At 61.5% G+C, this 12855-nt stretch carries 12 protein-coding genes; 9 read left to right on the forward strand and 3 right to left on the reverse strand.

Annotated features, from left to right (window positions below):
- Nucleotides 1-81: 81 nt before the first annotated feature.
- The 8 genes from JJ917_16380 (at nt 82) to JJ917_16415 (ending at nt 7601) form a co-directional block, all read left to right on the forward strand.
- The gene (locus tag JJ917_16380; protein MBO6700405.1) at nt 82-1002 is read left to right on the forward strand and encodes a pirin family protein; all 921 of its coding nucleotides are present in this window, start codon (nt 82-84) and stop codon (nt 1000-1002) included.
- 163 nt (nt 1003-1165) lie between these two features.
- Nucleotides 1166-3082: a 1-deoxy-D-xylulose-5-phosphate synthase gene (locus JJ917_16385; protein MBO6700406.1), complete on the forward strand. Its 1917-nt coding sequence runs from the start codon at nt 1166-1168 to the stop codon at nt 3080-3082.
- Nucleotides 3083-3120: 38 nt separating this feature from the next.
- Entirely contained in the window at nt 3121-4419 is a 1299-nt protein-coding gene (locus tag JJ917_16390) for an MFS transporter (protein ID MBO6700407.1), read from the forward strand.
- 53 nt (nt 4420-4472) lie between these two features.
- The gene (locus tag JJ917_16395) at nt 4473-4850 is read left to right on the forward strand and encodes a hypothetical protein (protein ID MBO6700408.1); all 378 of its coding nucleotides are present in this window, start codon (nt 4473-4475) and stop codon (nt 4848-4850) included.
- Between the two features lie 39 nt (nt 4851-4889).
- Entirely contained in the window at nt 4890-5420 is a 531-nt protein-coding gene (locus tag JJ917_16400) for a copper chaperone PCu(A)C (protein MBO6700409.1), read from the forward strand.
- On the forward strand, nt 5417-6037 hold the full coding sequence (locus JJ917_16405; protein MBO6700410.1) for an SCO family protein: 621 nt from the start codon (nt 5417-5419) through the stop codon (nt 6035-6037). Before JJ917_16400 ends, JJ917_16405 begins: the two co-directional genes overlap by 4 nt.
- 101 nt (nt 6038-6138) lie before the next feature.
- A complete protein-coding gene (locus tag JJ917_16410; GenBank protein MBO6700411.1) occupies nt 6139-7218 on the forward strand; it encodes a class I SAM-dependent methyltransferase in 1080 nt (359 codons plus the stop codon).
- 65 nt (nt 7219-7283) lie between these two features.
- On the forward strand, nt 7284-7601 hold the full coding sequence (locus JJ917_16415; protein MBO6700412.1) for a hypothetical protein: 318 nt from the start codon (nt 7284-7286) through the stop codon (nt 7599-7601).
- A 6-nt stretch (nt 7602-7607) separates the two neighbouring features.
- Here the strand turns inward: JJ917_16415 and nadC are convergent, their stop codons facing one another.
- The 3 genes from nadC to nadA are packed head-to-tail and all read right to left on the reverse strand — an operon-like array spanning nt 7608 to nt 11249.
- Nucleotides 7608-8492 (reverse strand): carboxylating nicotinate-nucleotide diphosphorylase, encoded by an 885-nt coding sequence (gene nadC / locus JJ917_16420; protein MBO6700413.1) that lies wholly within the window; start codon nt 8490-8492, stop codon nt 7608-7610.
- A gap of 21 nt (nt 8493-8513) precedes the next feature.
- Nucleotides 8514-10079, reverse strand: coding sequence for an L-aspartate oxidase (locus JJ917_16425; protein MBO6700414.1), 1566 nt, complete (start codon nt 10077-10079; stop codon nt 8514-8516).
- A 48-nt stretch (nt 10080-10127) separates the two neighbouring features.
- Nucleotides 10128-11249: a quinolinate synthase NadA gene (gene nadA, locus JJ917_16430; GenBank protein ID MBO6700415.1), complete on the reverse strand. Its 1122-nt coding sequence runs from the start codon at nt 11247-11249 to the stop codon at nt 10128-10130.
- Between the two features lie 341 nt (nt 11250-11590).
- On the opposite strand from nadA, the gene JJ917_16435 reads away from it, so the two are divergent.
- Nucleotides 11591-12850 (forward strand): MFS transporter, encoded by a 1260-nt coding sequence (locus JJ917_16435; GenBank protein MBO6700416.1) that lies wholly within the window; start codon nt 11591-11593, stop codon nt 12848-12850.
- Nucleotides 12851-12855: the final 5 nt, after the last annotated feature.

Consider the following 12855-nt stretch of genomic DNA (forward strand, 5'->3'; position numbering starts at 1 on the left):
TCGTGCCGCCAGCGCATCGACAGCGGCCTGTGCCAGCCCTACCTTTCTGCCAACGTTCTCCTTCACGAAAGGTCCAGGCCAATGAGCTGGCAACCCAATATGGATCCGACCCTCGGTGATCCGAAGTCCTGTGACGCGATCGAAACCTTGATCGTACCGCGCGCCCGCGACCTTGGCGGGTTTGAGGTGCGCCGCGCGCTACCATCAGGCAAACGCCAGATGGTTGGCCCGTTCATCTTCTTTGACCAGATGGGCCCGGCGGAGTTTCTCGTCGGCGGCGGTATCGACGTGCGCCCTCACCCGCATATCGGTCTGGCGACGGTCACCTACCTGTTTGAAGGTGAAGTGATGCACCGCGATTCGCTGGGCACCGAGCTGTCGATCAAACCTGGCGAGCTCAATCTGATGTCCGCTGGCAAGGGGATCGTGCATTCTGAACGGACGTCGGAAGCCGCCAAGGCGCTCGGGCCGAAGCTCTTCGGCATTCAAAGCTGGGTGGCGCTGCCGGAAAGCCATGAAGAAAGCGCGCCTGCCTTCATCCATTATGGCGCTGACGAATTGCCGATGCTCAACGATCACGGGGTGAGCGTGCGGGTGATCGCCGGTGAGGTGATGGGTGTCAAAGCACCGACACAAACGGCCTGGCCGACGCTCTACGCAGATGCCGTTCTAGCGCCGGGTGCGTCGATCCCGCTTGATCCAACGTTCGATGAACGCGGCATCTACACGGTGAAAGGCACGGTTGATATCGCTGGCGACACGTTCGGCCCCGGCCAGCTTTTGGTGTTCAAGCCCGGCGATACGATCACCATCAAGGCAACCGAAGACGCGCGGTTCATCATTCTTGGCGGCGAACCGATGGATTCAAAACGCTATATCTGGTGGAACTTCGTCTCCTCGTCCAAAGAACGTATTGAACAAGCCAAGGCGGACTGGAAAGAAAAGCGCTTCGACATCGTGCCAGGCGATGAGGAAGAGTTTATCCCGCTGCCAGACAAGTAGGTTGCCTCACTTAGACGAAAGTCAAATTTATTGGACACTTTGAGTGTCAGACTTTCTTTACAGTCAAAGTCGGCGTAGGGTGGACGATACCGTTCTGCCCTACGCGTCACGATGGCGCGTACTTCTGACCCAATTGATGCGCTAGTGTGACACCATGGAAATCATTGAACGCCCCGACACGCCGCTTCTCGATGCAATTGAAAATCCCAGTGATTTGAAAGGTTTGTCACATGACGAGCTGGCCCAAATCGCCGAAGAAGTGCGCGCAGAAATGATCTCAGCCGTCTCCGTGACAGGCGGCCATCTTGGCGCTGGGCTAGGCGTGGTTGAGCTGACGGTTGCTCTGCACGCGGTGTTCGATACACCCGATGACAAGCTCATCTGGGATGTCGGGCACCAATGCTACCCGCATAAAATTCTGACCGGACGGCGCGATCGCATCCGTACCATTCGCCAGGGTGGCGGGTTGTCAGGCTTCACCAAACGCGCCGAAAGCCCCTACGATCCGTTCGGCGCCGCGCACTCCTCGACGTCCATTTCCGCTGGTCTTGGCATGGCGGTGGCGCGCGATCTTTCCGGGCGCACCAACAATGTGGTGTCGGTGATTGGCGACGGATCCATGTCGGCCGGCATGGCCTATGAGGCGATGAACAATGCCGGTGCGATGGACGCTCGTCTGATCGTCATCCTCAACGACAATGACATGTCGATTGCCCCGCCGACGGGCGCGATGAGCGCTTATCTGGCGCGGCTGGTCTCCGGCAATTTCTATCGGTCCGTGCGCGAAGGGCTGAAGCGGGTGGCGAAAAAACTGCCACCCTATTGGCACAAGAAAGCCGCCCAGGCTGAAGAGTTCACCCGTTCGTTCTTCACCGGCGGAACGATGTTTGAAGAGCTCGGTTTTTACTATGTCGGGCCGATCGACGGTCACAACATCCATCACCTGATGCCGGTGCTTGAAAATGTCCGCGACAGCGAACAGGGGCCGATCCTGGTCCATGTGCGCACGCAAAAGGGCAAGGGTTACGGCCCGGCAGAAGCCTCCTCGGACAAATATCACGGCGTTTCGAAGTTCAACGTCATCACCGGCGAGCAGGCGAAATCCAAGCCCAATGCCCCCGCATACACCCGCGTCTTCGGGCAATCACTGATCCGCGAGGCCGAAGAGGATGACCGGGTTGTCGGCATCACGGCGGCCATGCCGGGCGGCACCGGGATCGATATGTTTGGCCAGGCGTTTCCGACGCGAACTTTCGATGTTGGCATCGCCGAGCAACATGCGGTCACGTTCGCGGCCGGTCTTGCCAGCGATGGCATGAAGCCGTTCTGCGCGATCTATTCGACATTCCTACAGCGCGGCTACGACCAGGTGGTGCACGACGTCTCGATCCAGGGACTGCCGGTGCGCTTTCCCATCGACCGTGCAGGACTGGTCGGCGCCGACGGGCCAACCCATGCCGGATCGTTCGATATCGCCTATCTCGGCTGCCTGCCGGGCTTCACCATCATGGCCGCCGGCGATGAAGCCGAGCTGGTCCACATGGTGCGCACCGCTGCGGCCTATGATGAAGGCCCGATTGCGTTCCGCTATCCGCGCGGCGAAGGGGTTGGCGTTGATCTGCCGGACCGCGGTTCCATCCTCGAGATCGGCAAGGGCCGGATCGTGCGCGAAGGGTCAACGGTCGCTATTCTGTCGCTCGGCTCCCGCCTGAAAGATGCGCTGGTGGCCGCGGATACGCTCGAGACCGAAGGGCTTTCGACAACGGTTGCCGATGCGCGCTTCGCCAAACCTCTGGACGTCGATTTGGTGACCCGTCTTGCACGCGAGCACGAGGTTCTGATCACGGTTGAAGAAGGCGCGATGGGCGGCTTCGGCTCGTTTGTGCTGCACACGCTCAACGATGCGGCGCTGCTTGATGGCCGCCTGAAACTGGCCACGCTGACGCTTCCTGACCGCTATATCGATCAGGACAGCCCGGCGAAAATGGTCGCCGAGGCAGGCCTTGATGCGGACGGTATTGTGCGCAGCGTCTTTAAGCTGCTAGGGCGCGAGGAATATGTTGCCCCAGTAAGAGCCTAGCCGGCTGCGGGGCTAGACCCCGCACATTAGGCGAACCCATGGGCGCACTCGCTCCCTTCACAGCTTTGCTCATCTCCACGGCATTGTTGGTGTCAGGCTATTCGTTGCAGAATGCGCTGATACCGCTGCGCGGCGAGGCCGAAGCGTTTGGCGCCTTTTGGGTTGGCGGCCTGGGTTCGGGCTTCTTCCTGGGGTTTGCGCTCGGCTGTTGGTTCGCCCCGGCGCTTGTCGCCCGCGCCGGGCACATCCGCGTATTTGCCGCGTTCGTCGGGCTGATGTCCGGCACGATCCTGCTGCACCCACTGGCGATTGAGCCTGCCTTCTGGGTGCTCCTGCGGATGATCACGGGCTTTGCGATGGCCGCGCTCTACATCATCCTGGAAAGCTGGCTCAACGAGCGCACCGACAACGCCAATCGCGGCACGGTGATGTCGTTCTACGTCATGGTCAATTTCGCGATGATCGCCGCCGGTCAGATGCTTCTGACCACCTATCCACTGGACAGTTTTGCGCTGTTCACCATCGCCTCGGTGTTGATCTCCTTTGCCGCCCTGCCCTTGGCGTTGAGCAAGGCAACGCAGCCCGCGCCGCTTTATGACGTCAGGCTTAACATCCGCAAAGTCTACGAAACCTCGCCCGTGGGTCTGATCAGCATCATCGGGGTTGGCCTGACAACGGGGAGTTTTTGGGCCTTCGGTGGGATTTTTGCCACGCGGTCGGGCATGGATAGCGACGGCGCCGCGCTCTTCCTGACGGTCGCAATCATGGGGGCGGCCCTCTTCCAATGGCCGATCGGGCGCGCCTCCGATAACATTGACCGCCGTTTCGTCATGGTTGTGTTGAACATCTTCGCGGTGCTTGTGTGCGTGACGGTGAGCCTGTTCAGCCCCGATCAGCCGGGCTTGATCCTGCTCGCCGGATTTCTGTTCGGCGCCGTCGTCTTCCCGACCTATGCGCTGGCCGTGGCCCACACATTCGACCACGCCGAAGCCGATCAACATGTCACTATCGCCTCGGGTCTACTTCTGGCGTTTGCCATGGGCTCAACCATCGGGCCGCTGGCGGCCTCTCTTGCCGTCAATCAATTGGGCGGTGCGGGGCTTTTTGCCTACGCCGCACTGGTTCAAGCCTTGATGGTCCTATTTCTCGGGTTTCGTATCGCCCGGCGCGGCGCGATTGCCGAGGAGGAGAAAGAAGACTTCACCCTCTACGCCACGGCTCCGGTGGGCGCGGTTCTGGTGGATTCAGAATTGGGCGATCAGGACATCGACTTGTTTGAGCCCGAGCCGGTTGTTTTTGAGCCAGAGCAGAGTGATGAAGAGGGCCAAACGGGCTAACTGCGGCATCGCGCTCGCTTGCAACACTGAGGCTTTGGCCTAAAAGACGTCCTATGCGCCCACTTCAAACCTTTCTCCACCTGCGCGCGCCTTTGGCGACACTGGCGCTCTGTGCCTTGCTGGGTCAGCAGATGGTTGGGTTTGTGTTCACCGCCTCTCCGGCGCTGGCGATAGAGAGCGGCTTCTCGCTTTGCCTGTCCGGCCCGCCGGAAGCCGATGACGATCCCAAAGACATGGTCAGCGGCGCCAGCTTTTGCCCCTGCACGCTGACGGTTGGTCTGGCGCTGTTGCCGCCATCATCTCCGCTGGTGGTCGCGCCGCTGCTATCGTCGGCGGCGCTGACTTTCATCCCGCACGCGCGCTTGCTCATTGACAATGGGCCGACCGGTCCGCCGCCAGCACGCGCGCCCCCTGCCACCCTTCACAGCTGAACGATTTCTCATTTTTCGTCTTTGTGAAGGACACTTGATATGACCAAATTTGCATTCCTGACCGCAGGCGCGCTGGCGCTTGCCCTCTCCTCCTCGATCGCGTTGGCGCATGATGGCGGCCACGGCCATGATCATGGCGATGACATGACGATGGTCGGCGATCTTGAGCTCTCCAACTTGCGCGTCATCGAAACACCGCCCAACGCCCGCAATGCCGGCGGGTTTTTGACCATCATGAACATGGGCGACAGCGATGACCGGCTGGTGGCGGCTTTCTCACCGGCTGCCGAACGCGTGGAACTCCACACCATGACCATGGACGGCGATGTGATGCGCATGCGCGAGCTGGAGGACGGCATCGCCCTGCCCGCAGGCGAGATGGTTGAGCTTGCCCCCGGCGGCCTGCACGTGATGTTCATTGGCCTCACCGGTCCCTTTGTCGCCGGTGAAACCGTGGCGGTCACCCTGACCTTTGAAAGCGGCGCGAGCCAGGACCTCACCTTGCCGGTGATCGAACGCGCCATGGAAATGAACCATGGCGGCCACGGCACACATGGGAGCACCAACTGATGCGCGCCTTCCGCTTTGTCCTTTGGGGATTGGTCGGCCTTGTCGTGCTGGGCATGGGGGCGTTTCTGACGCTGACCTATCTGCGCGGCCAAGCGCCGGACCAGGCCGCGCTTTTTGAAGGCGTCGATAGCGTAGGGGGCCCCTTCACCCTGGTGCGCTCCGACACCGGCGCAACGGTCACTGAGGCCGACTTTGCCGACAAACCCAAAGCGATCTTCTTTGGCTTCACCTATTGCCCGGACGTCTGCCCAACGACCTTGTTTGAGCTTTCAACCTATCTCGATCAGCTCGGCCCGCTTGCCGATGACATCCATGTGTTGATGGTGAGCGTCGATCCGGAGCGCGATACGCCGGAGTTCTTAGAACAGTATGTGGCGGCTTTCTCCGACCAGATTGTCGGCCTGACCGGCACGCCGGAAGCGGTGGACGAGGCGGTCGCCAACTACCGCGTCTATGCCCGCCGCGTTGAGCTTGATGATGGCGACTACACCATGGATCACACCGCCTCGATTTTTCTGATGAACGAGGACAATCAGCTGGTTGGCACCATCGCCTATCAGGAAAGCCCGGAAACGGCGTTGCCCAAGCTGGAGCGGTTGGCACGCCTCGGCAGCTAGACCCGGCGTGCCTGGCAGGCCTGCGACCATAAACACCGATGGCCGGCCCTTGTCGGGGGCTGCCATCGGCGCCATTTTTCTTTCACCTGTTGGGAGAGATGATGGCTGAGACGACCCCATTGAGCCTGTCAAAGCTGGCGACACGCGCGCGCTATGTCGCCCGCCAAGGTACGCGCGTCGGGTGGTACGCCGGCCAGGCCTATCGCATGCAGCGCCTGCAAAGACGGGCAGTGAAGCGCGATCCCACCCTCAAAACCGATGTGAAACCGCCGCAGACAAAAGTGCCCGGCCTACCGGAGCTGTTGCGCGGGGTGGCGGCCCTATCGGCGCGGGACTTGGCCAACATTGAAGCCGGTCTCTATCCAGCGCCGCGCGAGGACGAACGCTGGACGGATCGCATTCGCGATGCCCGCGCCTTCTTCGCCGATGCGCCGGAGGTTGCGCGCAGGCGGGCCGAGAAACGTCACCAGGAAGCGCGTGAGGCACCGCACGCCGACAAACGCCCGCGCTACTACCAGCAGAACTTCCATTTTCAGACTGATGGCTGGATGAGCGACGAGTCCGCGCGGCTCTATGACACGCAGGTTGAGGTGCTGTTCACCGGGGCGACGGCGGCTATGCGGCGCATGGGCCTGGTGCCGATCGCACAACGGATGCAAGGCAAAGATCAACGCCGACTTCAGGCTGTCGATCTGGCCACCGGGCCTGGCAATTTTGCCGATGCGCTCGCGCAAGCCTATCCGCGCATGCCGCTGATCGCGCTGGACCTGTCGGAAGCCTATGCGTCCCACGCGTTGAAACGGTTCAAGCGCTATCGCCACCAGCAGGGCATGGTCGCCAAGGCCGAAGAGATGCCGTTTGCCGACGGCGCGCTCGACCTCACCTCAGCAGTGTTTCTCTTCCACGAGCTGCCACCGAAAATCCGCCTGGCCGTGGCCCAAGAGATCGCGCGGGTGCTGAAGCCCGGCGGGCTGTTCGTGTTTGTTGACAGCCTGCAACCGGGCGACACGCCGGCCTATGACGGGCTACTTGAGCTCTTCCCACAGCTCTTCCATGAGCCCTATTACACGACCTATGCGGACACCGATTTGGTCGGATTGTTCGAAGGTGCGGGCCTGAAGGCCGTACACGAAGACACGGCTTTCTTTTCCAAGGTTCTCGCCTTCGAAAAGCCGCTCTAACCCATCAGTAAGACGCCATTGGTCATTATTAAAATAGAGACACTGAAGAGGCTGGAAGGCGAAGCGTGACAAAGATCGTGAAAGGCTGGCTACTGCGCATTGTCGGCTGGGGGCTCGCGCTCCTAGGCCTGGTGATGTTCGTGCTGCCGATCCCGCTCGGCATCCCGGTCATGGCATTCGGCTTGGTGATCCTGATCACCACGTCACGGACCGCTCGGCGCATGATCCGCTGGCTGCGCATGCGTTCAGGGCCTGTCGACCGAAGCTTCACCTATCTGGAAACACGCGTTCCCGCTCGCCTTGGTGCGATTTTGCGCAAAACGCGATTCCGGCGGATCGGACGGCGTGTGGCCGAGGCGGCACAAGCGGTCGCCAAGCCCTAACGGGCGTTAGGCGATATCGATATCCAGCCCGAGGTCTAGCGATGGTGCCGACGAGGTGAGCCAGCCGGACGAGATGTAATCGACACCGCTTTCGGCAACGCTGGCAATGGTGTCGAGCGTGATACCGCCGGAGGCTTCGAGCGTCACAGGCTTGCCCGATGCCTCGTTGTTCATCGCCACGCCCTCGGCCAATGTGGCTGGGTCCATATTGTCCAGCATCACCACATCGGGGCGTTGACGGTCCAGCAATTCTAAGATCAGCGCGAACTGGTCGAGCGTATCCACCTCGACCTCAATGGCCATCAAGTGCCCGGCATAGGCTTTGGCGGCTTGCACCGCTTCAACCACGCCGCCGCAGACCGCGATGTGGTTGTCCTTGATGAGGATCGCGTCATCGAGCCCGAAACGGTGGTTCGACCCGCCGCCGGCGCGCACGGCATATTTTTGCGCGGCGCGCAGACCCGGCAAAGTCTTGCGTGTGCAAGTCACTTTGGCGTTGGTGTGGGCGATGGCATCGGCGAAAGTGCGTGTCGCGGTGGCGATACCAGACAGATGGGTCAGGAAATTCAGTCCCACCCGCTCGGCAGAAAGAAGCAGCAGTGCCGGGCCCTCGATGGTCGCCACTTCATCGCCCGGCTGGAGACGATCGCCATCCCCGGTCTTTGGCGCGAAGCGCAGCCCCTCGCCGATCTGTCGAAAGGCGGATTCTGCAAACGGCAGACCGGCCAGGGTTCCGGGCACACGCGCGCGGATAACCGCTTCGGCCTTGGCATCCGGCCGCAAACAGGCCTGACTTGTCACATCGCCAGCGCGGCCAAGATCTTCCAGAAGTGCGGCGCGCACCAGTTCATCAATGATGGGGCGCGGTAGACTGTTGGCGATGGCAGACATGGTTCAATCTCGGCTTGCGGCCTAAGCGGCTTTGGGCACGTCATCAACCGCTGCGCGCAAATTGGCAAGGGTCCAGAAAGAGCGCTTGGCTTGCCCCGGATCAGTGTCCGGATAGTCGGCGCGGGCATGACCGCCGCGGCTTTCAGTGCGTTTGAGCGCGCTGGCGGTGACAATCCAGGCGGCGAGCGCCATGTTGCGCACCGAGAGATTGATCGCATTGTCTTTTATCGAGCCAAGGGTTTCCAGCGCTGCTTGAAGCCCCTCGCCGCTGCGTTCTACGCCCACATGCTGGCCCATCACCATACGGATTGCCCGCATGGCTTCCTCGTCGGAATGAGACAGGACAACCGAGCCGGTGCTCGCGCCGACTTCGGCATGGCGCAGCTCCGGCACCGGCATCAGGCGCAAGATATCTTCAGCAATGCGTGCAGAGAACACCACCGCCTCAAGCAGCGAGTTCGACGCCAAACGGTTGGCGCCATGGGCGCCGGTGGAGGACACTTCGCCCGCTGCCCACAGGCCATCCAAGGACGTGCGTCCGTAAGCGTCGGTGAGAATGCCGCCCATATGGTAGTGCGCGGCGGGTTCGACCGGCAGCATCTCCGTCACCGGATCGATGCCGGCCTCCATGGCGCTTTCATAGACGGTGGGAAACGCCTCAGGAAACTTCGCGCCAATCGCTTCGCGGCAATCGAGAAACGCGCCTTTGCCGGACTGCACGGCGCGGTGGATAGCGCGAGCGACGATGTCGCGTGGTGCCAGTTCCAAATCTTCGTGAATGCCTTCCATCAGGCGCGAGCCATCGCCGTAATGGAGCGTCGCGCCCTTGCCGCGCAAAGCCTCGGTGGCGAGCGGCGCCGGGTCTCTGCCGACCGCCAGCGCGGTTGGGTGGAACTGCACGAACTCGGCGTCGGCTATGATCGCGCCGGCACGGGCGGCCATGGCCAAGCCCTGCCCGCGCGCTTCGACCGGGTTGGTCGTCACGGCGTAAAGCCCGCCGGTGCCTCCAGACGTGAGAACAACGGCGCGGGTGTGCAGGGTGGTCGGCACTTCGGCCTGACCGCCATCGCCACGCGATTGCAGACCCACAACTTGGCGGCCCTCGGTAAGAATGGCCTCAACGACGTGGTTTTCGATCACGCGGATCGATGGCGTCTTCGCCACCGTGTCGATAAGCGCGGCCATGATCGCCTTGCCGGCGCGGTCGCCCTGGACATGGACGATGCGGTCGGCGGAATGGGCCGCCTCACGACCAAAGGTCAGTCGGCCCTGCAGGTCGGTGTCGAACGGCACGCCGTAGGTCAGCAAATCCTGGATGCGGACATTGGCTTCCTTGACCAGAAGCCGGGCCATGTTTTCATCGACCAGCCCGGCACCGGCGGCAATGGTGTCAGCCAGATGCGCTTGCCAGGTGTCGCCTTCGGCAATGGCGGCAGCGATGCCGCCCTGCGCCCAGGCCGATGAGGCGCCAAGGCCCAAGGGCGCGGCCGTCACAATAGTAACCGGCCGCGGCGCCAGCTTGAGGGCACAGAAGAGCCCCGCCAACCCGCCGCCGACAATGACGACGTCATCGACCAAAACGCTCATGATGGCCTCCTTAGTGGCTTTTCTGGCAGCCTTTGCGGCTGCCCCGCCTTAATTGTTGAGGTTCACCATGGCTTCGACCGAGGCGCGGGCACGCTTGGCCATTTCCGGCGCGATCAGAACCTCGCCTTCCATGGTGAGCAGCGTGTCGAGGATCTTCGGCAGCGTGATGCGCTTCATGTGCGGGCAAAGATTGCACGGGCGCACAAACTCCACATCCGGCGCCGCCGCAGCGACATTGTCGGCCATGGAACACTCAGTGACCATGAGCACCTTGCCCTCGCCGCGCTCGACCACCCAATCGATGATACCAGCGGTGGAGCCGGTGAAATCGGCCTCAGCGATTACGTCAGGCGGACATTCGGGGTGGGCGATCACTTTGATCGACGGATCGGACGCCTTGTAGTCGCGCAGCTCAGCGCCAGTGAACCGTTCATGCACCTCGCAAGCGCCCTTCCAAGCGATGATGTCGACCTCGGTCTGCGTCGCGACCCAACGTGCCAGATACTGGTCCGGCAGGAAGATCACGCGCTCGGTGCCAAGGCTTTCGACCACCTGCACGGCGTTTGACGAGGTGCAGCAAATGTCGACCTCGGCCTTCACATCGGCGGACGTGTTCACATAGGCAACGACCGGCACACCAGGATAGGCAGCTTTGAGTGCGCGCACATCCGCCCCCGTGATCGAGGAGGCAAGGGAACAGCCAGCCTTCATATCTGGGATGAGCACCGTTTTTTCCGGGTTCAAGAGCTTGGACGTCTCAGCCATGAAGTGCACACCGCACTGGATGATCACATCGGCATCCACTTTGGTCGCTTCCTTGGCCAGCTGCAGACTGTCGCCGACAATGTCCGACACGCCATGGAAGATTTCCGGCGTTTGATAGTTGTGCGCCAGGATCGCGGCACCGCGCTGTTTTTTAAGCTCGTTGATCGCCTTGATGTAAGGCGCATGCACGGGCCATTCGATACGCGGAATGGCATGGCTCATTTTCTCATAGAGATGGCCGACAGCAGCCTCGACTTCGGGCGTGTAGGTGAGGTCGGGCATCGGCAAGCGCTCAAAGGTGCGCGCGGGCGCAGGCGCCGGAGCATCGTGCCAATCGGGCGTTGGGACGCGGGTGATGGTGCGCGGGCTTTCAACGCGAAACTCGCGTTCTTGAACTGCTGTCATGATCTGCCTCCTCCAGGCAAACGCCCCGAGGCCTTGGAAGGGCCTTAATCGGAGCTATTTCTCATTTAGAGCATAAGTCGACCAAACGGACTTTTGCTCATGTTGAGTTTTAGTATAGGGATTTTCGCTTTGTCTGGCAAGGTGGGCCGAGCATCGAACTGTTCGGTACGGGCTTGTGAACGACATTTTGACGCAAGAAATCTCCGCCTTTTCGGGCCTTTCGGTTCAATATTCCTGATGCGAGCTTTCAGGAATTTGAGTTGGTTGCGCCCAACAAAGCGGTGTAGCTAGGGGATCGAAGGGTCGGTTGACCCAGGCAATGTGTGGAGCCTCACCCCATCATGGCGAATCGATCTCAACCTCTCAGCAATCCGCCTGGTTCGTCGGGCGTGCCGATGACGGCGCTTTGGCTCGTCATTGTCTGCGGCTGTCTGATTTCATTGTTGTCCTTCGGGCCGCGCTCGGTGCTCGGCCTGTTTCTGGTGCCGATGACGGAAGCGCAAGGATGGAGCCGCGAGGTTTTCGCGCTGTCGCTTGCCATTCAGAACCTGATCTGGGGCATCGGTCAGCCTTTTGCCGGTGCCGTTGCCGACCGCTACGGCACCGGCCGGGTGCTCGCCTTGGGCGGTCTGATCTACGCTGGCGGCCTGGTTTTGATGGCGTGGGCGCCAACGCCTGCCTGGCTACACGTATCGGCTGGCCTGATGATCGGGCTTGGCATGGCCGCCGCCTCTTTCTCCATCGTGCTTGCCGCCTTTGGGCGCCGCGTCCCACCTGAAAAGCGCCCGATGGTGTTCGGCATTGGCACGGCGGCAGGCTCGATGGGGCAGTTTCTGTTCGCGCCGATGGGCCGGGCCTTCATCGCCGACTATGGCTGGGAACAAGCGCTGATCCTGCTCGGCGTTATCATGCTCGCCATCCCGGTCTTGGCATTTGCCTTGCGGGGCCGTTCTGACCAATCGGCGGCCGCCGATTTCATCAAGGATCAAACGCTGACGCAGGCGGTTACCCAGGCGTTCGCCCACCGCTCTTACGTGCTGTTGGTGATCGGCTTTTTCGTTTGCGGCTTCCATGTTGCGTTCATCACGGCCCACCTGCCGGCCTATCTGGAAGACCTTGGGATGGATCCAACTCTCGGCGCTTGGTCTCTGGCGCTGATCGGCCTGTTCAATGTCATCGGCTCGCTGGCGTCGGGCGTGATTGCGGGCAAGTACTCCAAGCCGATTTTTCTGGCGCTGATCTATCTAGCCCGCGCCGCGATTATTGCGCTCTTCCTCATTCTGCCGATCTCACCGCTGACCGTGCTCGTCTTCTCAGCGACGATGGGCCTGCTCTGGCTTTCCACCGTTCCGCCGACCTCGGCACTGGTAGCGATCATGTTCGGGCCGAAATACATGGCGACCTTGATGGGTATCGTCTTCTTCAACCATCAGCTTGGCGCGTTCCTCGGCGTCTGGCTCGGCGGACGCCTCTACGACACGACCGGCTCCTACGATGTTGTCTGGTACCTCGGGATCGCTCTTGGCATTTTGGCTGCCATCGTGCATTGGCCTATCAGAGAGGCGCGGGCGGACACCCCGCTGGCGACGCCTGCTGAGTGAGGAGC

The sequence above is a fragment of the Hyphomicrobiales bacterium genome (assembly GCA_017642935.1).
GTDB lineage: Bacteria > Pseudomonadota > Alphaproteobacteria > Rhizobiales > MH13 > MH13.

Bases quoted from the DNA above. Each gene is read 5' to 3' on its own strand.
- JJ917_16435 (MBO6700416.1), top strand. From the start codon at position 11,591: ATGGCGAATCGATCTCAACCTCTCAGCAATCCGCCTGGTTCGTCGGGC.
- JJ917_16425 (MBO6700414.1), bottom strand. From the start codon at position 10,079: ATGAGCGTTTTGGTCGATGACGTCGTCATTGTCGGCGGCGGGTTGGCG.
- nadC (MBO6700413.1), bottom strand. From the start codon at position 8,492: ATGTCTGCCATCGCCAACAGTCTACCGCGCCCCATCATTGATGAACTG.
- JJ917_16380 (MBO6700405.1), top strand. From the start codon at position 82: ATGAGCTGGCAACCCAATATGGATCCGACCCTCGGTGATCCGAAGTCC.
- nadA (MBO6700415.1), bottom strand. From the start codon at position 11,249: ATGACAGCAGTTCAAGAACGCGAGTTTCGCGTTGAAAGCCCGCGCACC.
- JJ917_16395 (MBO6700408.1), top strand. From the start codon at position 4,473: ATGCGCCCACTTCAAACCTTTCTCCACCTGCGCGCGCCTTTGGCGACA.
- JJ917_16410 (MBO6700411.1), top strand. From the start codon at position 6,139: ATGGCTGAGACGACCCCATTGAGCCTGTCAAAGCTGGCGACACGCGCG.
- JJ917_16390 (MBO6700407.1), top strand. From the start codon at position 3,121: ATGGGCGCACTCGCTCCCTTCACAGCTTTGCTCATCTCCACGGCATTG.
- JJ917_16400 (MBO6700409.1), top strand. From the start codon at position 4,890: ATGACCAAATTTGCATTCCTGACCGCAGGCGCGCTGGCGCTTGCCCTC.